The sequence below is a fragment of the Treponema rectale genome (assembly GCF_014202035.1).
Classification (GTDB): Bacteria; Spirochaetota; Spirochaetia; order Treponematales; family Treponemataceae; genus Treponema_D; species Treponema_D rectale.
This window is the reverse complement of sequence record NZ_JACHFR010000002.1, coordinates 738,519-758,275: the sequence shown is the minus strand read 5'-3', so window position 1 is coordinate 758,275 and position 19,757 is coordinate 738,519. Positions and strand designations below refer to the sequence as shown.

16 protein-coding genes are annotated in these 19,757 nt (G+C 40.2%); 7 read left to right on the top strand and 9 right to left on the bottom strand.

What is annotated here, in order from left to right:
* Positions 1 to 78 precede the first annotated feature (78 nt).
* Both HNP77_RS07710 and HNP77_RS07705 read left to right on the top strand, forming a co-directional pair.
* Positions 79 to 1,491, top strand: coding sequence for a TP0584 family protein (locus tag HNP77_RS07710; protein ID WP_184652593.1), 1,413 nt, complete (start codon positions 79 to 81; stop codon positions 1,489 to 1,491).
* A 1-nt stretch (position 1,492) separates the two neighbouring features.
* Positions 1,493 to 3,067: a peptide ABC transporter substrate-binding protein gene (locus HNP77_RS07705; protein ID WP_184652592.1), complete on the top strand. Its 1,575-nt coding sequence runs from the start codon at positions 1,493 to 1,495 to the stop codon at positions 3,065 to 3,067.
* On the opposite strand, the gene HNP77_RS07700 is transcribed toward HNP77_RS07705, so the two are convergent.
* Positions 3,045 to 4,217: a DUF8086 family protein gene (locus HNP77_RS07700; protein WP_184652591.1), complete on the bottom strand. Its 1,173-nt coding sequence runs from the start codon at positions 4,215 to 4,217 to the stop codon at positions 3,045 to 3,047. The two genes, HNP77_RS07705 and HNP77_RS07700, sit on opposite strands and share 23 nt — an antisense overlap.
* Positions 4,218 to 4,240: 23 nt before the next feature.
* On the bottom strand, positions 4,241 to 4,780 hold the full coding sequence (locus HNP77_RS07695; RefSeq protein WP_184652590.1) for a hypothetical protein: 540 nt from the start codon (positions 4,778 to 4,780) through the stop codon (positions 4,241 to 4,243).
* A gap of 103 nt (positions 4,781 to 4,883) precedes the next feature.
* Between HNP77_RS07695 and HNP77_RS07690 the strand changes: the two genes are divergently transcribed.
* The 3 genes from HNP77_RS07690 to HNP77_RS07680 all read left to right on the top strand — a co-directional run bounded on the left by HNP77_RS07690 (position 4,884) and on the right by HNP77_RS07680 (position 9,866).
* A complete protein-coding gene (locus HNP77_RS07690; RefSeq protein ID WP_184652589.1) occupies positions 4,884 to 6,167 on the top strand; it encodes a hypothetical protein in 1,284 nt (427 codons plus the stop codon).
* A 163-nt stretch (positions 6,168 to 6,330) separates the two neighbouring features.
* Entirely contained in the window at positions 6,331 to 8,187 is a 1,857-nt protein-coding gene (locus HNP77_RS07685; RefSeq protein WP_184652588.1) for an AMP-binding protein, read from the top strand.
* Positions 8,188 to 8,522: 335 nt separating this feature from the next.
* Positions 8,523 to 9,866 carry an acetate kinase gene (locus HNP77_RS07680; protein ID WP_184652587.1) on the top strand — a complete coding sequence of 448 codons (1,344 nt, stop codon included), beginning with the start codon at positions 8,523 to 8,525 and terminating at the stop codon, positions 9,864 to 9,866.
* A 109-nt stretch (positions 9,867 to 9,975) separates the two neighbouring features.
* On the opposite strand, the gene trxA is transcribed toward HNP77_RS07680, so the two are convergent.
* Entirely contained in the window at positions 9,976 to 10,281 is a 306-nt protein-coding gene (gene trxA / locus HNP77_RS07675; RefSeq protein WP_184652586.1) for a thioredoxin, read from the bottom strand.
* A gap of 55 nt (positions 10,282 to 10,336) precedes the next feature.
* Positions 10,337 to 11,209, bottom strand: a complete 873-nt coding sequence (locus tag HNP77_RS07670; protein ID WP_184652585.1) for an NAD(P)/FAD-dependent oxidoreductase — start codon at positions 11,207 to 11,209, stop codon at positions 10,337 to 10,339.
* A gap of 197 nt (positions 11,210 to 11,406) precedes the next feature.
* Between HNP77_RS07670 and HNP77_RS07665 the strand changes: the two genes are divergently transcribed.
* Positions 11,407 to 12,132, top strand: coding sequence for an SAM-dependent methyltransferase (locus HNP77_RS07665; RefSeq protein ID WP_221266551.1), 726 nt, complete (start codon positions 11,407 to 11,409; stop codon positions 12,130 to 12,132).
* A gap of 16 nt (positions 12,133 to 12,148) precedes the next feature.
* Complete coding sequence (locus HNP77_RS07660) at positions 12,149 to 12,712, top strand: shikimate kinase (RefSeq protein ID WP_184652584.1); 564 nt, start codon at positions 12,149 to 12,151, stop codon at positions 12,710 to 12,712.
* Positions 12,713 to 12,714: 2 nt separating this feature from the next.
* Here HNP77_RS07660 and HNP77_RS07655 read toward each other — a convergent pair whose 3' ends face one another.
* The 5 genes from HNP77_RS07655 to HNP77_RS07635 are packed head-to-tail and all read right to left on the bottom strand — an operon-like array spanning position 12,715 to position 19,752.
* Positions 12,715 to 13,263 carry an FKBP-type peptidyl-prolyl cis-trans isomerase gene (locus HNP77_RS07655; RefSeq protein ID WP_184652583.1) on the bottom strand — a complete coding sequence of 183 codons (549 nt, stop codon included), beginning with the start codon at positions 13,261 to 13,263 and terminating at the stop codon, positions 12,715 to 12,717.
* A gap of 29 nt (positions 13,264 to 13,292) precedes the next feature.
* Complete coding sequence (locus HNP77_RS07650) at positions 13,293 to 13,532, bottom strand: NifU family protein (protein WP_184652582.1); 240 nt, start codon at positions 13,530 to 13,532, stop codon at positions 13,293 to 13,295.
* Positions 13,533 to 13,553: 21 nt separating this feature from the next.
* The gene (locus tag HNP77_RS07645; RefSeq protein WP_246428880.1) at positions 13,554 to 15,278 is read right to left on the bottom strand and encodes a cation:proton antiporter domain-containing protein; all 1,725 of its coding nucleotides are present in this window, start codon (positions 15,276 to 15,278) and stop codon (positions 13,554 to 13,556) included.
* Between the two features lie 41 nt (positions 15,279 to 15,319).
* Positions 15,320 to 17,302, bottom strand: coding sequence for a flagellar assembly lytic transglycosylase (locus HNP77_RS12505; protein WP_184652581.1), 1,983 nt, complete (start codon positions 17,300 to 17,302; stop codon positions 15,320 to 15,322).
* A 50-nt stretch (positions 17,303 to 17,352) separates the two neighbouring features.
* Positions 17,353 to 19,752, bottom strand: a complete 2,400-nt coding sequence (locus tag HNP77_RS07635) for a LysM peptidoglycan-binding domain-containing protein (RefSeq protein WP_184652580.1) — start codon at positions 19,750 to 19,752, stop codon at positions 17,353 to 17,355.
* Positions 19,753 to 19,757: the final 5 nt, after the last annotated feature.

Sequence of the window (19,757 nt, the reverse complement as noted above, 5' to 3'; positions counted from 1 at the left end):
TAATACTTTTTATTCAATTTTACAACCATTAAAGAAATCTGGAATTTATGCCGATGTTTAAAGGGTAAAGGTGGATTTATGGCAGAAGATGATTTTAACAGTAAAATAATAACCGCTATTGAAGAAAAAGGCGTATGGTTTGACACACAGGAGCTGCCTAAACTTCAGGAAGATTACCGCCTTCACTTGACTTGCGTGCGCAATCTCTTTGAAGCTATGGTCAATAAAAACCTGCTGACGCCTGACCCATATAAAAAAGACAAGAAAATCTCAGACGTAATTCAGATTGAAAATCTTGAATTTACAGAAAATGAACGCAATACCGTTCTTGGGATAAGATTCAGTGACTATGAGAGCATCGTTGACTTTGTATGCAACTACATGAAGTTCTCAACAAAACAGCTTGATATGGAAAAAATCCGCAAGCTGCTGGAACTCAACAACACTTTCACCTGGTCAAATCTTACGGAAAATGCAGCCCGTCCTAACACAAGAGGACTTGCTACCTGTATAAAAATGCTTCGCAACGGAGCACCGCCAATTATTCTCAGCCTGATAAAAGACACTACTCATAAAAGTGCGGAAGCAATTAAAGAAATAAACGACGGACTTAAAGCCCTTGCTGACTATCAGAAAGAAAGTTATAAAGTTGAAGTAAGAAAAAATGTATTCGGCAATCCTTCATTCAGCATGCAGACTGCTATGGCATCTCCTGCTGCAATGCTTGCTGAAATACGAAAGCACTTTGCTTCCTCAATGCCTAAGCGGCATTTTGCTGAACCTCTAATTCAGGAAATCATAGCAGAGGAACTGGGGGCAGACAGAGCTGAACGCCAGGCAAAACTTCTTGCAGCCTTTCAGCAGGAAAAGAAATCTGCAAAAAAAGAAGAAACAGTTGATACTCACGAACTGTTAATGGAAGCAATCCGCACTCTCGGAACTTCCTATGAACACATAGCCCTTATCTGCCGCAAATTTCTTTCCAACAGCGAAATTCTCCAGAGCGAACACAACTCCTTCAGGGATAAGCTGGCAAGGTTCTTCAGAAACATCCTGGGACTTCAGCCGCCGCCTATTATTTATGACGTTGTAATAGTAGATAAAAAAACAGAAGCTAAAAAAAGACAGTCAATTCAATTCTCAAGCTTCATAGACTCACTTTCAAAACGGTCCCGCTATTACTCCTCCTTTTCTGTAAAGCATACTCCAGGCTATACTAAAATCGCTTCCGTACCGGAAACAAAAGCACTGGAGTTTCTTTCAGGACAGATGGCAGACTGCAACAGAATTTTAAATGAAAGTGCCGCTCTTGATGAATATTTCAAAAACAAGGCAAACGCAGTTGACCGTACAAAAATAAAAGGCATTTCAATGGAACTTACAGCCGTAAAAAATGTTTTAGTAAAAGTGAACCAGCACAGGGCAGAATATGTTTCTTATAAAGAAGAACAGGAACAGATGCGTAAGCTGGGTATCACCGGAGAATCTTAATATGAAAAAATTATTACTATCAGCCGCAGTTTTTTTTTCGGCAGCATTAGTTCCTTTTTTTGCCGAAGAAAATCCTGAATTTAAAAATCAGCATGAACTTACGATAATTGTATCCGAGCAGCCTCTGAACCTTAATCCTCACACGGCCTGCTATGTATCTGAGGCACAGGTTCTGACCGGATTATACGAAGGACTTTTTTCTTATAACCCGGTTTCCGCCGCACCCCTTCCCGCAATCTGTGAAAGTTACAGGGTTTCCAGAAACAAAAAAAAATGGACCTTTACCCTTCATGAAGACGCAGCCTTTTCTGACGGAAGTAAAATTACAGCAGAGACTTTCAGACAGTCATGGATAAAACTTCTTAAAACTCCGGACGCATCATTTTCTTCATTTCTTGACTGCATAGAAGGAGTTTCAGATTTCAGGAACGGAAAAATTAAAGAATCAGAACTGGGAATAAATGCCCGGGATGAAAAAACACTGGTTATAACCCTTAAAGAACCTACTGCACACCTTCCGGCCCTGCTGTGCCACTTTTCTCTGTCTGCCGTAAGCGAAAAAGATAATGTTTATTCAGGTCCTTTTGTTCTGGAAAAATACAGCGACAAAGAAATACTGCTTAAAAAAAACATGAATTACAGGGAAGCATCTCTTGTTGCACTTCCTTCCATTAAAATATTAAAAAGTGAAGACGCTGCTGCAAATGCCCACGCCTACAATAATGGAGAAGCAGACTGGATTGATTCTGTAGCAGATGCATCTAAAATAATCAATAAAGATTCAATTCATGCCAACACAATATTCGGCACCACTTATCTGTTTTTTAAACCGATAAACGAACCCTGGAACAGAGCCGATTTCAGGAACGCACTTATTGAAGCTGTTCCATATGACAAGCTGCGGGAAAAATATCCGGTTAAAGCCACCACTCTTGTATACCCGCTTTCCAACTATCCTAAACTGAACGGAATCGAAGGAACTGATGCTGAAGACGCAAAGGAACTTATGGAAGATGCCCGTAAAAATGCCGGTATTCCTAAAAATAAAAAAATACCTCTTGTATTTGCCATAAGCGACAATGAATACTGCAAAGCATGGGCAGAACTTCTTAAAGAAGCCTGGGAGCCTCTTGGAGTTCAGCTTATTACCCAGACAACACCGGATTACAGGTACAACTATTCAATTAAATCATGGAATGCAGATTTATTCATGTACGCCTGGGTTGGAGATTATGCAGATCCTCTTGCCTTCCTTGAGCTTTTTAAAACAGGAAGTTCCTTTAACGTTGCCGGTTACTCAAACGAAAAAGTAGATGCCTGTATTTCCGAAGCATCTGTTGCTGATACCATTCAGAAAAGATACGAGAATCTTGCTCTGGCAGAACAGACGCTGCTTGATGACGGAGAAATAATTCCTGTTTCTCACTCAATCAGCTATCACATTCTGAACGCAGACAGAGTTGGCGGATGGTCAACAAATGCCCTGGACATTCATCCGTTAAGATACCTTTACTTCAAGGAAGAAAAAAATGAACTTCCGGAAGGAATGATTTTTATAAAATATCAGCAAGATTAACTTTTATAAAACCGGAACGTTTTGTCTGCCATGAAGATCCTTCTTCCCAAGCGGCATACATAACGTCTCCGGCAACAGCTGCTTCTCCATAAACAAATCCGTCAGGAAGTTTTGGCAGCCTGAATGCACTGACTTTATCAAATCCCAGTTTTTTTACAAATACAGTTCCATCAGCAAAAACAACTGCTGAATAAGATTTTCCGGCAGAAGTCATTGCAACTGCATTTACACTCTGTTCGCTCTTGCCTTCATGATAATAACTTACAGGCGTTGTTCCACTGTCATCCCGATACGAAACGTAAAAAGAAAAACTTTCAGGCAAAGCCTTCAGTAAAGTCTTTAACTCAAGAGGTGCTTCCTCAAAAAGTTTTGGAAGACATACAGAAAGATATTCCTGCTCACTGGATTTTCTTATAAAGAAATTTTCTCCGCCCAAAGCAGGATTTAAATCTCCTAAAGCAACAGGAGGCTTCCACCACAGATACTTAAACTGAATCTCACTCTGAGAACCGTTTTTTACCCCTACAACCCATACATCTCCGTTCCAGAAACATCCTGTTACCTGATCTTCTTTTTCAAGATTCATGTTTTCGTAAGAAACCAGAGGATAAAAATTTTTTGAACGGCTGTCAAATTCTACAAGGAATGGCCTTACAGTTTGAACACCGGAAGCTGCGTTTGAAACTTTTTTTTCATCAAAGAAAAAGGTACTGCGGTAAAGATAAAAAACAGGACTGCCTGAAGAAAATACAAGTCCCTGTACGGAACTGTCCAGAAAAAGAGAATTGTCACAGAACAAATCCGCTCCATCTTCCGTAAACCCGATAAGTCCGCATCTGTTTACCAGGGCATAGGCTTTATAAAGAGAATTTTCTGATTCCGGAACACTGGCTGCACAACTGATACGCACAGCTTCCGTCCATGGTTTTTCCGAAGCACTTGCAGAAACAGACGGAAGTTCCGTTTCTTTTATGGAGTTTCCGTCAAAACAAAACCACTCATGACTTACGTGAAGTTCTTCAATCTGACGGATATTCTGCATTGAACGGGAAACAGTACGAGTATTTTTTTTACTGCAGGCAGAAAAACAAAAAGCAGTCGCTGCTGCAAAAAATACAAACTTTACCATTCCAGAAAGATTTTTTCTCATACTCTAAGTGTACAGACTTCCGGCTATTTTTCCAATGGTTTTAAATCACCTTTTTTAAAAGTTCCGGCAGCAACAGCTTTTATTATCCTGTCCAGGTCATAAACAGTATCAGGATGCCGGGCACACTCTTCCATTAATTTTTTCCAGTTAAAGCGGTCTAAGAAATCAAAAAGTTCTTCCGTATTATTTTTGCCGGCACGCACCAGAGCATTATAAACACAGGAAGCAAGACAGCCCTCCCTGGTTAAAACAGAGCCGTAAGGATACACCGTTCCTAAAACACATTCTGTTTTTACCTTTCCACCTTCTGACGGTCTTGCAGAAAAGGCACAGGCTGCATTTCTGGCAACAGCAACAGAAAAAGAATCATTCCGGCAGACTTTTACTGTACAAAACCTGCGGTTCCTGTCAAAGTACTCCACAATCCAGTACTCCTCATCAGAAAACTCCTCCGGAACTTTCAGGGAAAGTACCGTCTGCTCCTTATTCTCATAAAAACTGCAGGCAGAAAAAACCATGACAAAGACAAATACAAGGCTTATAAAAAAAATATTTCTTTTCATACTATATATATTTAACTGAATTTTAAAATACTACACAAAAAAACATTATTCTTGTATTATTTTAAAAATCAGATGATTAACATCGTAAATTAAGGAGAGTCAAATGAAAAAAATACTGCTTGCAACAGCACTTTTATCAGCATTCATTTTTTCTTCATGTTCTAAAGAGAATGAAGAATCTTCATCTTCAGGGGCCGGTTCCGTAAGAACAGTCTCTGCCATTTCAGCAGAATCAGTACCAGGCAGCGGTGCCAAAAAATTCATCAAGGATGATTCATACATTATCTCTGCTGCAAAATCTATTTCTTCAGCAAAGTCTGATCCACTGATTGACTTTATTGAAAACTCCTTTGGCAATCTGCTTTCGGAAGTTCACAGCAATACAAATATTTACCTTGCAAAAGCAAGAACAGCCTCTCAGTACAGAAGAGCTTTTGAAAGAAGTGAATACCTCAATAAACTTGCTCAGTCAGTTCAGGACTTTCAGGAAGATGCACAGCAGGCATTCATGGACTTACAAAGAAAAGGAAATACGAATTTTGAATGGTCAACTGCACCTGGAAAAGCAACAGATTTACCGGAAGGAATGATGGTAAACATTCCTGGAATAAAAGTAGCAGCAAAAGTAAAAAAAGATCCAAAGAACAACTCAGGCTTAATAAAAGGCTCTGGTTATGGTCAAATCAGTACTAAAATCGACGGTCTTTCTTTTTCTATAGACAACGCTTCTGCTGACGTATCAGTTTCTGGAAGTGATAAAAAAGTTAACGGAAACTTCAGTGCAGGAATATCTGCTTCCCTTGCTCTGGACCCGGCAGAATTTGAAATTGACGATTCAATGTTGAAGTATTTTTCTATAAAAGCTTCTGCAGGCGCAGACGGAGCTTTTAAAGGCACCAGCATGCCTCCGGAAAACTTCAATGCTGCAGTTAAAGTTTCCCTTTCTTCAGCCCTTTCATTTGCAGCACCAAATGGTGTAGGTGGAAAAGCAATTCTCACATTTAACTTCTCCGCAAAAGAAAATAACGATGCTATTTCAAAAATAACAGACAATTCTTCTGTGCTTGAGGATTTAAAAGAAGGAAAAGAAATTCCAAAAGCAGACTTTGAAAAACTCTTTGACGGCATTAACATTTCTCTTTCAATTAAATTCTATGATGATGACAATAAAGAAACTTATGCCTTCTTAGATGCAAAAAATACTTATGAACTGTACCAGCAGCTTATGGAGTTTTCTGACAAATACGAACTCAATGATAAACTAAACGAAGCTTTCGGTTCAAAGAAAAAATCATACGACTATGATGATTACAGTTACGGCTATGATGATTACAGCTATAACTATGATGATTACAACTATAACTATGATTACGATTACGGATTCTAATCACAAATAGCGGCAATACGACAAAAACTGAAGGTGTCTGAAGTATTATCTTCCGGCACCTTTTTTTTACACTCTCAGTCTGCTTAAACTAACACAAAATGTTAAAATAAACTTTACATTTTCTAAAGTTGACTTCTCCTGTTGTAATAAGTATTATTTCAGAATGAAACTGACACAAACAAAAAAATCTGATATCCTTCAAAAAATCCTTCAAAGCATAAGTTCTAAACCTTCAATATCATTCAAGGAACTTGCCGTACACTGCAAACTGACAAGACAGACAGTTTCTAATTACGTAAAAGAACTGATTAATTCCGGAAAACTTATAAAAAACAAAGGCGAAATGCACACAAACGAAATGATTAACAGAACCTACGATGACCGTATGTTTCGTGATACCTTTGAGCATGAATACACCTGGCTCAACGGCTTCATGCGCAATGTAAGGCGTTACTCTAAATCAACTGCCTTAATCGATCCTGACCAGAACCTTACATTAACCTACGAACAGCTTAACAGTGAAGCAAATAAGTTTGCTGCTGCTCTTAAAAATGCAGGTCTTGGAAAAAACGATGTCGTTATGGCAGCTTTAAGAAACAGTCCTTCCTTTGCAATCAGTTATATAGCTCCAAGGAAAATAGGTGCAATACTTCTTGCAGCCAATGCCCAGCTTGCAGCAGGAGAAATGGCACTTCTCATAGACCACAACAAACCTAAGGCAATCATTTATTCAGCAAACGCATCAGAAGTTGTAACACAGGCCGTAAAACTTTCTGAGCATAAACCGGCAGTAGTAATACTGGCAGATAATATAGAAAAAATTTCAGTTCCTGAAGGACAGATTTCATACGGAGACTTCATAAAGTCCATGCCTGACACAGACCCGCAGATGGAATGCAGGCCTCATATTTATGATGAAGTTCTCAGACTGTGTACATCAGGAACAACGGCACTTCCTAAATCAGTTCCAATCAATGACATAAATGAAGTTCTTTCTGCTCATGACGTTATAATGCAGTATCCACTCAGCAGGCTGGACAGAACACTTAACATGACTCCATGGTTTCACAGAGGAGGATGTCACTGTGCAGGTCCCGGACCGGCTTTTTATGTAGGTGCATCAATTGTTGTAATGAGGAATTTCAAACCTCAGACGGTTCTTGACTGGACTTCAAAATACAAGATTACCTTTTTAATGGGCGCACCGGCAAATCTTGAAATGCTTTCTAAAATTCAGGAAAGAGATAAAAAAGACATTTCATCCCTTAAGGGTATCATCACAATGGGAGCACCCTTAAGCAGATCAGACTGCATCAGATACAGTAACGCCCTTACTCCAAATATTTTCAACGGTTATGGAACTACAGAAACCTTCTGGAACTCTTTCTTACGCCCGTATGACCTGCCGGATGGAGCAGGTTCAGTAGGAAGCAGCTGTATTGATGATGAAGTCCGCGTAGTAAAAATATACGAAGACCGTCGCGCAGAACCGGAAGAAATGGAAGAACATGACCGCATTTCTGAAGGAGAAATAATCATAAAAAGTCCGGCAAAATCTTCCTGCTCATATTACAAGAATGAAAAAATAACGCAGGAACGTTACTATAAAGGCTGGTACTACACTGGAGACACCGGAACCTGGGATGAAAACTGGGTTGTTACAATCAGGGGAAGAAAAGACGACATGATGGTTGTCAGCGGAGAAAACATTTACCCGACACAAATTGAAGAAGCTGTAAACGAACATCCCAAAGTAAAGGACTGCATAGTTACTTCAGTTCCTGACAAAATCCGTGGACAGGCTGTCGCTGCATATATAGTTGCCGAAGATCCTTCCGTTACTATTGAAGAAATTTCTGAGTTCTGCAAAAACAGTCCCATGCTGTCAAAGTATAAACGGCCGCGCTATTACGCAATAATAAAAGAAATTCCCCGCACGGCTACAGGCAAAAAAATGCACTACCAGATGAAGGAACGTGCAAAAATAGATCTTGAAACAGGCTTCTTAAGAAGGGGCTGATTAAAGTAAACACACGGGCTGTCCAATAAGTATGAGTCATTGCCGTGCTCGACACCCTGTCATTGCCCTACTTGTCTCCCCTGTCATTGCCCGGCTTGACCGGGCAATCTCACGCAGGGGGGATTTTCGGGTCAACCCCGAAAATGACACTTATAAAAAGTTGTTGACAGCCCGAAAATGACAGTTTTTGAACTTATTGGTCATCCCCTTTCTTTGGTTGAAAAGAGCAGGATTTTTTTTTATACTATGTGAATATCTGAGTGCCCTGCCTGCCTCGCTAATCCTGACAGACACCCACCCACATTCTATCAATTCTATTTTTCAGGAAAGAAATTATGGTAATCTTAACATTGAACTGCGGTTCATCCTCTGCAAAGTACCAGGTTTATGACTGGGACAACAAAGAAGTTATGGCAAACGGTGTAGTTGAACGCATCGGAATTGAAGGTTCCTGCATCACACACAAAGCAAAAGGAAAGAAAACTGAAATCACAAGCCCATGCCCTACCCACAAAGAAGCAATTGAACTTATCATCAAAGAAATAACAGACCCGGAAGTAGGCGTAATCAAATCCATGGACGAAATCGGAGCTGTAGGACACCGTGTACTTCATGGCGGAGAAAAATTCACAAAATCAGTTCTCATTACACCGGAAGTTCTTGACGGATTCCGTGAAGTTGTAGATCTTGGTCCTCTTCACATGCCTGCAAACATCATGGGTATTGAAGCAGCACAGAAAGTAATGCCAAATGTTCCTCATTCAGCAATCATGGATACAGCATGGCACCAGACAATGCCGGAAGAAACTTTCCAGTATGCAATTCCACGTGAATGGTACGAAAAGTATGCAGCACGCCGCTACGGTTTCCATGGAACTTCCTTCCTTTACACAGCAAAACGCGCTGCAGTACTTCTTGGAAAAGATCCTAAAGACTGCAACCTCATCATCTGCCACATCGGAAACGGTTCTTCAATGTGTGCCGTTAAAAACGGTGTCTGCTACGATACAACAATGGGTATTACACCTCTCGAAGGTCTCGTAATGGGAACCCGTTCCGGAGATCTTGACCCTGCCCTTCCTTTCTACATCATGCGCAAAACTGGAATGTCTGCTGACGAAATGGACAAAGCTTTAAATAAGAAGTGCGGATGTCTTGGTATTACAGGAAAATATTCTGACCGCCGCGATATCGAAATTGACGCTGCAAAAGGAGACAAACTCTGCCAGCTTTCTATCGAAATGGAAGCCCTCCGCATCAAGAAGTACATCGGTGCATTTATGGCTGAACTCGGTCATGTTGATGCAATTGTATGGACAGCCGGTGTAGGAGAACGCGGACCAATCACACGTATGAAGGCATGTTCAGGACTTGAAAACTACGGTATCAAGATTGATGCACAGCGCAATGAATGGTCTTTCACTGGAAATGCAGAAACTTACATTCATGCAGATGATTCAAAAACAAAGATTTTTGTTATTCCTACAGACGAAGAGCTTGTTATGACAGAAGATGCTTATGCCCTCATGAAGGGAACTTATGACGTTCATACAAACTTCAAGTACAGCTTCCAGGATCCGGCTTACGTAAACAAAGCACGTGAAGAAGGTCTTAAGGGAGATCTGGTAAAGCGTCCTAACATTGCAAAGATCCTTGCAAGAGACATTATCGGAAAATAAAAAAAAACTAATATAAAATAAAAAAAGGCTGTTTCTGATGAAGTAAGTTTTTTTACAAACTTAAGATTCGGACAGGAACAGCTTTTTTTTTTAACTCAATAAAACCTGACTACTGTGTAATGAAGGCTTCAAGCTGAGCTTCCGGGACAAAACCAATGTTTGTTGCAACCTGTGCCCCATCCTTAAACAGATACACTGCAGGAACACTCATGATTCCAAGTTTCTGACAGAGGTTTGGAGCTTCATCTACATCAACTTTGTAGAAATTAATCTTGCCTTCATACTTTTCAGAAATCTTTTCAAATACAGGACCAAGCATTTTGCATGGACCGCACCACACTGCAGAAAAATCAACTGCACTAACGCCGCTTTTTACTGCTTCATCAAATTCTGACTCTGAAATCTGTTTTACCATAATAGTCTCCTGTTTTATATTTTTTTACAGTTGCAATGCAACCCGACTTTACTTTTTATTTAAGATATTCCACAGCACTAAGGGCTGCAACATTTCCTTCTCCCGCAGCTTTTATATACTGATATGGAGCACCGGTTATGTCACCACAGGCAAAGCAGCCTTTTAAGTTTGTCCTGCACTGACGGTCAACTGCAATATGATTTCCGTCAAGTTCAATTCCGGGAACAAGCTGGGAAGGCTTTACGCTGTCACGAAGAATAAATACTCCGTCAACATCCAGTTCCTGATTTTTAAGAACAAGTTTCTGTACTTTCATACCGCCGCTTACAGAAACAACGGCATCCTGTATAACTTTTACCTTAGAAGATTCAAAATGAATATCTTCTTTTTTATACATGGGAATGTAATAAACTTCAGCACAGTTTTCCGCAAGAAAAGCAGCTTCACTTTCTTCTTTTTCTGTCTGAGCAACAACTGCAACTGTTTTATTTTTATAAAGAGCAGCATCACAGGTTGCACAATAACTTACCCCGCGGCCAAGGAACTGTTCTTCTCCTTCAAAAGGCTTTCCGAAATTTATTCCGCTGGCAATGATTACAGTTTTTGCAGTATAAGTCCTGGAAGAACGGCCTGTAAGACTGAACGTATCTCCAAGAGCATAGCAGGCAGTTATCTGATCTTCAGTAACAGGAATCCCCAGAACATCCAGATGTTCAAGCATCTTTTTCTGAAAATCATTTCCGGCAATTTCCGGAAGCCCCGGATAATTACGTACTGCATGAGCCTTGCTGATTTTATCACTTAAACTGCGGGACCCGAGAAGAAGAACTTTCTTATTTCTGACGGTAAGAGTAATTGCTGCAGAAATTCCTGCAGGGCCCGTACCGATTACAGCTGCATCAAAAACTTCATCCTGAATATTTTCCATCTGTCTTCTCCTGCTAAAAGATTGTGTACAATTAAATAATAGGTTGTATGCAATTATTTGTCAATACTAATTAAACATATTTTTTTTAATTATAACAGATTCAAGTCCCCGAGGTCATTCTTTTTCTTAAAGACTGCGACAGGATACAGTTAAAAAGAGACTGTAAAAATTATTTTTATATGATACACTACTCCTAAATGTCAGACGAAAAAATTAAACCGGCGCTGTACCTTATTCCTGTTACCTTAGGCGATACGGCAATAGACAAAGTTCTTCCATCCTACAACACGACGATTATTCGCGGAATAAAAGACTTTATTGTAGAAAATACTAAATCCGCAAGAAGGTTTCTGGCTCAGACAGATTCTTCACTTCCCATAGAAGACTTTAACTTTACAGAATTAAATGAACACACGGACTTAAAAACAATATCACATTTTCTGGATCCCCTTATAAAACACAAACGTCCGATGGGGGTAATTTCAGAAGCGGGATGTCCTGCAGTTGCAGACCCGGGTGCAGCAGTTGTAGAAATGGCCCAGAAAAAAAATCTGGATGTAATTCCTTTAGTCGGTCCTTCTTCAATGATCATGGCGGTAATGGCCAGCGGATTTAACGGTCAGAGTTTTGCATTTAACGGCTACCTTCCTGTAAAACCGGCAGAACGGGCACAAAAAATACGTCAGCTGGAAGCGAGAGCCTGCAAAGAAAATCAGACTCAGCTTTTTATAGAAGCACCTTACAGAAACATAAAAATGTTTGAAACCATACTCCAGAGCTGCAGACCGGATACAAGACTCTGCATAGCCTGCGGAATTACTACTGAAGCCGAGTACATTCATACTAAAACAATTGCTGAATGGAAAAAATCAGAAGTACCTGAAATAAATAAAATTCCGGCAATATTCTTAATTTACAAATAAAAAGACGGAGACTCTTATGGAATCAATAATTCTTATGGGAATAAAACACTGCGGAAAATCAGCACAAGGAAAGCTTCTTTCTGAAAAACTCAACATGCCATTTTACGATATAGACAGCCTCATAACTGACAACACCGGCATGTCTCCCCGGCAGATTTACAATACTAAAGGTGAACAGGCATTTAAAGACGAAGAAACAAAAGCCTGCCTTCAGCTTGCTCAGGAACTTTCTGAAAAACAAAAGGATGCTGTTATTGCAACCGGCGGAGGAATCTGTAATAACGAAAAAGCCCTGAACGCCCTTCATCCTCTTGGAAAATTTATTTTTCTCTGCACGCAGGAAAATGTCGCTGCAGACAGAATAATGCGGGAAGCTAAAATCGGACCGGACGGAATTCCCGTAAATCTGCCGGCTTATATTGCAAAAAAAAATCCCCGCTCCATTGAAGAAGCAAGGATTATATTTCACAGCTTTTACACTGAACGGGTAAAGCTCTATGACTCAATAGCCGATGTAAAAGTTCTTATGAAAGACGCTCCTAAGAACGTAAACACCGACCAGATTATTACAGTCATTTAATTTCAGCCTGCACAGCCGCCGCAACCACCACCGCAGCCGCCGTCACAACTACAGTCACCGCCGCAGTCTCCTCCACAACCGCCGCATCCGCAGCCCTGTGAAAGTGCGTTAATTTCATCTTCAGTTGCATCACGAACATCAATTACTTCTATGTCAAAATGAAGGCGTACACCTGCAAGCTCGTGATTTGCATCAACAGTTACTGTCGCATCATTTACTTCCGTAACTTTTACAATCTGTGGTCCAACCGGAGTATCTGCCTGAAACTGCATTCCTACTTCAATAGGCATTGACGTATCAAAGTTTTCTCTCGGAACTTTTGCAACCATTCTTTCGTCTCTTTCGCCATAACCGTCAGCAGGTTCGAGAACAGCAGAAAATTTATCTCCGGGATTTTTTCCTTCAAGTTCACTTTCAAGTTTTGGAAGAAGATAATTATTGCCATGGATATATGAAAGCGGTTCCTTTTCTACAGAAGAATCAATAAGATCTCCTGCATCATCTTTGAGAGTATAATGAATCTGTACAAATTTATTCTTTGTTATCTGCATTGTTATTCCTTAATATTTAATTGATAGAATTATTCGTCCTGTACAACTTCAGTAATTTCAGGACAGGTTTCTTTAAGATAGCGCTCTACTCCCATTTTAAGAGTCATCATTGCCATCGGACAGTCTCCGCACGCACCAGTAAGACGAAGATGTACCTTGTTATCTGAATCAATACTGATAAATTCCATATCACCACCGTCTGCACGCAACTGAGGACGGAATGCTTCAAGAGTTTCCTTTACTTTTGCCAATAAAGCTTCATCTGCCATATCATGCCTCCATTTAATTTTTCAGCCTAAACTTTCAAGCTTACGATTTACTTCAAGAATACGTGTATGAATGTAATGGTCTGCTGCAAATTTTTCAAGCACGCCCAGAGCCCTGCCGTCAGCATCAACAATAGGAATTGCTTCCGTATCATTTTCGGAGAACATGTCATACACATCCGGCAGACTTGTATCTGCATGACAGGTACACACTGGTCTGTCCATGATATCTACAGCAAGAAGTGTTTCTGCCATTTCTCCAATAAGAAGAGTTTCCTTTAAGTGAGCAAGGGTTATTATTCCCTCAAGTTTTCCGTCAGAAGAAGATTTTACTACGAAAGACTGATAATGATGACGTTCAAACTGTGTAAGAATATCCCGTATTATAGCATTATCTGCAACGATTGCACAGCTGTTGCAGTCGCAGGCCTTTTCAGTTCCCCAGGTAACATCACTTACACGGGTACGCTTAAGGATGTCATCCTCAGTTACATTCATGCCGGCTTCTTCAGCTTTTGTAATTCCTATTTTAACAAATACTGGTCCTATAAGTTCTGCAACAAAAGTCGTAGCAGTTACAATAAGGAGAATACTGTCTCCGATTGTATCTTTAAAATAATTTCCTGCCGTAAGGGAAAGACCGATGGCAACCCCGGCCTGACTTAAAAGACAGTACTTCATATATTTCTGAACAGTAACCGGTGCCTTTGTAATATAAGCACCAAACCATGAACCTAAAGCCTTTCCGCCAGTGCGGCCGATTATATAAAGTGCAGCAAGGACAATCAGAAGAGGCTTCATCTCCCAGATATTAAGTTTGGCACCAACAACAACAAAGAACAGAACATAGACAGGCGGTGTAAACTTATTCGTAAAGTCAAATACCTGGCGTACATTTTTTTCCGTAAAGTTTGCAATATAAAAACCAATGCTCATTGCAGCCAGAATATTGCTGAGCCCGATTCTGTCACAAATTCCGGTACACAAAAGTAAAAGTCCCAGAGTAAAAGAAAGAACCCTTCCTTCCTGATGGGTAAGTTTTTTCAATATAAATGAAAGTATCCATCCAAGTAAAAGACCGAAGGCTATCGAGCCGAATACATTGTAAACGACATTAAGCATCTGCCTTCCGAAAGAAACTGCATGACCTCCAAGAATAGGAGCGGCAACAGTAGAAACAATTGCAAAAAGAATAAGGGCTACTGCATCATCCATTGCAACAAGACCATAAATCATTGTCGTAAGCGGACCGCGGCTTCTGTACTCCTGAAGAACATTTGTAGTTGCCTCAGGAGCTGTTGAAGAACAGATTGCCCCGAGAAGAATACCAAAACAAAAAGAAAGCTCTACATTATGAGTAAAGAAGTAACTTGCAAAACCTGTAAGAATGGCAACAACAACTGCCGGAACCAGAGATTCAAAGAGAAGCACGCTTACAAACTGCTTTCCCATTTTCTTAATTACATCAGTCTTAAGTTCGCCCCCCACAAGAAAACCGATGAAGGCAAGGGCAATTACACTTATAGGATTCAGTGCAGACACAACATCAGGACGAATAAGCTGCAGTCCTGAGTCTCCCAGTATTATTCCTATTATGAAATATCCTACAACCTGAGGAATTTTTAATTTCTGAAAAATATGACCACCGCAAGTTCCAAAAAAAAGCATTAAACCTAAAACTATTGCCACCCGCGGACCAAGATTTGAAAAATGCATGAATTTCGGAAGAACATTCATAAACGGATTCATAAATACCCCTGATAACAAAATATTTATGAAAGAGTATACACTTAATTCATTATTTGGCGAATCACCTCAGCAAAAGTTTTTCCATAATATAACTCTCCGTATAATGAAGCAGCACTTACAAGTTTACGTCCGTATTCCCTTGTTTCTGCAAAAGGCAGTGCTTCAAGGAACAGATCGTTACTGAAATCTTCCCTGCCAAAAAGAATGGATGCCGTCTTTATCCATTTGCGCACGTTTGTAATTCCGGCATTATACGAAAACAAAGCCCGAAGTTCACTTTCATCAATCCGGTGAATAAGTTCTTCCAGATAAAAGGAACCGAAGCGGATGTTTGTAGAACTGTCCGTAAGATCATAATCCTTTACCTTAAGTTTTCTTGCTACATCTCCTGCAGTTGAATCCATTAACTGGGTAAGTCCTGTTGCACCGGCATGACTCTGTATGGAGGAATCAAAAAAGCTTTCACTTCTTATAAGTGCATATAAAAGATATTCGCTCTGATTAAAATCCTCACAGCACTTTGTTACTTCTTCTGAATAATTCCGGGGAAAGGCAAGTTCCAGCATCTGCGATGTTAACTTCTTCTCAGGATAATTCATCTTGCGGGAAGCAATTCTTAAACTCTGGGGGCAATACCTTTCTTCATTTACTCCGCACTGTTTAAGGAAGAGGGCAATCTTGCAGGCACAGTCCATGGAAATCTCAGATGAATATTTATTCCATGCATCATAAATATATTCCGGAAATCCATAATCAGCATAACCTTCTAAAAGCCGCTCTGCATCAGCATTAACTTTTACTGAAGTCTTAAGGCCAAAATCCAGAACTGCTTCTTCCATCTCTTTCTGACTGTAACCGGCTTTCTGTCCGGCAAGAAGAAGATAATAAAGATTTGTCCTGCATCCGGCTGCTTTTTTAAAGTATTCCTCACTCTGCTGTTTACACTCAGCTACAGACATGGGAATATATCTTTCCTCAATCAGTCTTCCGCTTACGTAAAAATATTTTGCGCAGGTTTCCTGAGAAGCAAAACCATCTATAATACCGGTTACTTCAAGATACTGTTTCCAGAGCTGCTTTGAGAGAAGATTCGTTGACAGAGTTTCAAAAAAATCATCGTAATATGAAGAATCATGCCAGTGAGGAGCATAAACGGCAATCAGATTTATCGTCTCGGTATAAGGAAGCTTGAGAGATTCATTTAACAAATACCAGAGGGCATTATCAAATTTTGACTTATCCTGTGCAAACTGCATTGCCTGCAAAAAAGCAGCCATTGCAGAATTAACATCACCTGTCTTTGAACTAAGGCGGCCTATATAAAACCATCCGTAAAAACAACTGTCCACATCAGAAAGAGGAATCACGGCAGTTTCAAGCTTCTTTACCGCACTTCTGTAATCCGGTGCAGCATACAGAAGAGTTTTTCCTATATCTGAATAAAGAAGAGGACTTGTCCCTCCTTCCATTACTTTTTCGACATAATTCAAAGCCCGGGAATATTTTCTTTCGTATACATACTTTCTGAAAAGAAGAACCTCATCCTCCAGCTCATGTTCTTCAATAAAAGTCTTATGCCGTTCTGTAAAAGGAAATTCAACAAACCACCTGTATAAACTCTGACCGTCTATTTTTTCGTGACACTGAGAAAGAGCCTCATACCTGTAATACAAGTCATCAGAAAATTCCGGTTCAAATTTAATTCCGTAAGTCAGATCAAGAATCTTTTTAGGCTGCCGGTATTTAAGGTACTGTTCGCACAATTCCCGGCGGGATTCCTTATCTTTATATCTTCTGTAGATTTCTTCATAGGTTTTGATTCTTGCAGAAACATCTTCCAAAGCTGCCCTTTCTTTTAAAGCACGGCGGGCAATAACCGGAGAACCCTCTTGAGCCGCACTGGTAAAATAACGGCAGGCATCGGAATAATTTTTGTTTTTAAGACAGCGGAGTCCTTCAAAATAAGCAGCGTCTGCCCCGTACTTCTGCTGAAGAACACCTTCCGAAGCTTTACATCCGGACACAGGCAGACACATTAAAAGAGAGTAAAACAATATTACGGGAACATTCAGTTTCATTCGTTCGGAATCTTTATGTAAGTACCGGAAATAATCTTATCCGGATTTCTGATTCCATTATAACGTGCAAGGAACTTATAACGCCACGGATTCTTGTAGTAAGCATTGGCAATATCCCAGAGAGTATCACCCCACTTAATCTTATAGGTAACAGGTTCCTTTTTCTTATCAGCCTTTGGAACTGCAGGAACAGCAACTTCAGGTTCTTTTACAACAACAATCTCGTTTTCTTTTGCAGGTTCTGCAGGCTCAGGAACAGCTTCCGGTTCCGGAGTTTTTTCTACCGGAGGCACTACTTCTATAACAACATCCTGACTTAAATCTGCAACCGGTTCTTCTTCCGTTTCAACTTCTGCAGGGGTTTCTACTGCAGTTTCTTTTTCAGAAGCCTTTGTTTTATTAAAGATATTTATCTTTGAAGGAATTACAAAGAGCACAAGAAGAGCACCAATGATACAGATAATTGCACAGACAATGCAGATTATTACCGGAACACGGGTCTTCTTTTTAATTTCATCAGAGTCTTCATAATCTGAATTATAAGTAGACTTACCTTCAAGAGTTTCTTTATCATACAAATCGCTGAACATATTGTTGTTCGGCTGGAATGTAGGGTCTTTTGTCTTATACATATCATCATCTAGTGAAGAAGTATTAAATTCGTCTTCGGTGCTGAGATTCGGTTCACCAAAATCTTCATCAAACACACCGCTTAATCCTACCGCACTGGCACTGGCTGCTGCAACAGCTTCCTGCTCATCCGTACTGTCATCAAAATCAGGAAGAGAAAAATCTTCTTCGGCAGGAACATCATCAGAAACAAAAGTATCATCACTCTGAACTGTATCATCAGCAGCGGCAGTTTCTTCAGGAACAGAATCTTCTACAGAAACAGACGTCTCTTCCGGTGAATCAAAATCAGGAAGACTGAAATCATCAGCGGAAGTATCTGTAAATGTACTGTCCTCTGCAGCCGGTTCTTCTGATACCGGCGTTTCTTCTATACTTACTTCTTCCTCAGCAACATTTTCTGCTGCGGTTTCTTCAAGTGCATCAAAATCCGGGAGAGAAAAATCTTCAGCAGCAGGAGCTTCATCCGCAACAAAAGTATCATCCGTCTGTACAGAATCATCAGCAGCGGCAGTTTCTTCAGGAACAGAATCTTCCACAGAAACAGATGTCTCTTCCGGAGCATCAAAATCAGGAAGACTGAAATCATCAGCGGAAGTATCTGCAGATGTATATGCAGGAGTCTCTTCTACCGCTACTTCATCAGAAACAGTATCAGTAACCTCTGATTCTACAAGTGAAGGATCACTTTCTGAAATCGAGTCAAAATCAAAATCATCAGATGTTTCTTCTTTTACAGGTTCTGCTTCATCTACAGAAACCTGGCTTTCTTCATTTACTTCGTCAAAAGAAAAATCTTCATCATTCGGAGATGGACCTATCACTGCACTTTCCTCTTCTGCTGTTTCGGCTGTATCAACCTTCTCGTTATCACCGACCCCCAGAACATCCAGTTCATCCATAGAAAGGCTCACTCCGTCAATGGATTCATCTTCAGGCTCAGAAACTTCTTCATCCTGGGACGGGAGGTCATTTAAAATATCGGCAGGAATTTCAAAATCATTATTTTCTTCTGCTGCAGGAACATTTATTTCTTCTTCAACAGACCCGGAAGGTTCTTCAACAGACTCGGAAGGTTCTGATTCATCATCTTTTTTATCAGAAGCAAGGGCATAAGCACCGGCTCCGGCAAGGGCAGCTCCACCGGCAATAAGCGCCGCATCTGCTGCCGAAAGTCCGCCATCTGATTCAGAGTCAGCAGTTTTATCCTCTTCTGTTACCGGAACGCTGATTTCTTCTTCATTAAAATCTGCAAGATCTTCATCAGAAACCGCCGTTTCTTCAGATACAGGCTCTTCAAATACCGGCAGATCGTTTGCAATGGTATTATCAAAAGCATCGTCTGAAGAAGTATCAGATTCCACAGGTTCTTCAGGCAAAGAAGGTTCTGCATTATCAAGATTAAAATTTACCGGCTCACTGTTTCTGTCTAAAAGTGTTCTGGAAACAAGAGTTACCTGAGTTTCGCTGTTTTTTCCTGTCTCAGGGTCATTGATTTTTGCACTGAGTTCATTTTTTTCATCAAGGGAAATTTCAAGATTAAGGGTAGGCTCCCCGTTTTCATGGGGATTAAGCTGCTTAATTTCCAGGGTATCAACATATTCAGCATCATCCATAGAACCGGATTCAGAACGATACAAATCTACATGAACAGTAGTCTGATTATCCTGAACCGTAGTTAAATTCAATGTTTTTGTTTCAGCAGTTCCTTCATTAAGAATCGGGTAAAAAGTTCCGTCTGCCAGTTTTATTCCAATCTGCTTCATAGATA

Bases quoted from the DNA above. Each gene is read 5' to 3' on its own strand.
- HNP77_RS07710 (WP_184652593.1), top strand. From the start codon at position 79: ATGGCAGAAGATGATTTTAACAGTAAAATAATAACCGCTATTGAAGAA.
- HNP77_RS07705 (WP_184652592.1), top strand. From the start codon at position 1,493: ATGAAAAAATTATTACTATCAGCCGCAGTTTTTTTTTCGGCAGCATTA.
- HNP77_RS07700 (WP_184652591.1), bottom strand. From the start codon at position 4,217: ATGAGAAAAAATCTTTCTGGAATGGTAAAGTTTGTATTTTTTGCAGCA.
- HNP77_RS07695 (WP_184652590.1), bottom strand. From the start codon at position 4,780: ATGAAAAGAAATATTTTTTTTATAAGCCTTGTATTTGTCTTTGTCATG.
- HNP77_RS07690 (WP_184652589.1), top strand. From the start codon at position 4,884: ATGAAAAAAATACTGCTTGCAACAGCACTTTTATCAGCATTCATTTTT.
- HNP77_RS07685 (WP_184652588.1), top strand. From the start codon at position 6,331: ATGAAACTGACACAAACAAAAAAATCTGATATCCTTCAAAAAATCCTT.
- HNP77_RS07680 (WP_184652587.1), top strand. From the start codon at position 8,523: ATGGTAATCTTAACATTGAACTGCGGTTCATCCTCTGCAAAGTACCAG.
- trxA (WP_184652586.1), bottom strand. From the start codon at position 10,281: ATGGTAAAACAGATTTCAGAGTCAGAATTTGATGAAGCAGTAAAAAGC.
- HNP77_RS07670 (WP_184652585.1), bottom strand. From the start codon at position 11,209: ATGGAAAATATTCAGGATGAAGTTTTTGATGCAGCTGTAATCGGTACG.
- HNP77_RS07665 (WP_221266551.1), top strand. From the start codon at position 11,407: ATGTCAGACGAAAAAATTAAACCGGCGCTGTACCTTATTCCTGTTACC.
- HNP77_RS07660 (WP_184652584.1), top strand. From the start codon at position 12,149: ATGGAATCAATAATTCTTATGGGAATAAAACACTGCGGAAAATCAGCA.
- HNP77_RS07655 (WP_184652583.1), bottom strand. From the start codon at position 13,263: ATGCAGATAACAAAGAATAAATTTGTACAGATTCATTATACTCTCAAA.
- HNP77_RS07650 (WP_184652582.1), bottom strand. From the start codon at position 13,532: ATGGCAGATGAAGCTTTATTGGCAAAAGTAAAGGAAACTCTTGAAGCA.
- HNP77_RS07645 (WP_246428880.1), bottom strand. From the start codon at position 15,278: ATGAATCCGTTTATGAATGTTCTTCCGAAATTCATGCATTTTTCAAAT.
- HNP77_RS07635 (WP_184652580.1), bottom strand. From the start codon at position 19,752: ATGAAGCAGATTGGAATAAAACTGGCAGACGGAACTTTTTACCCGATT.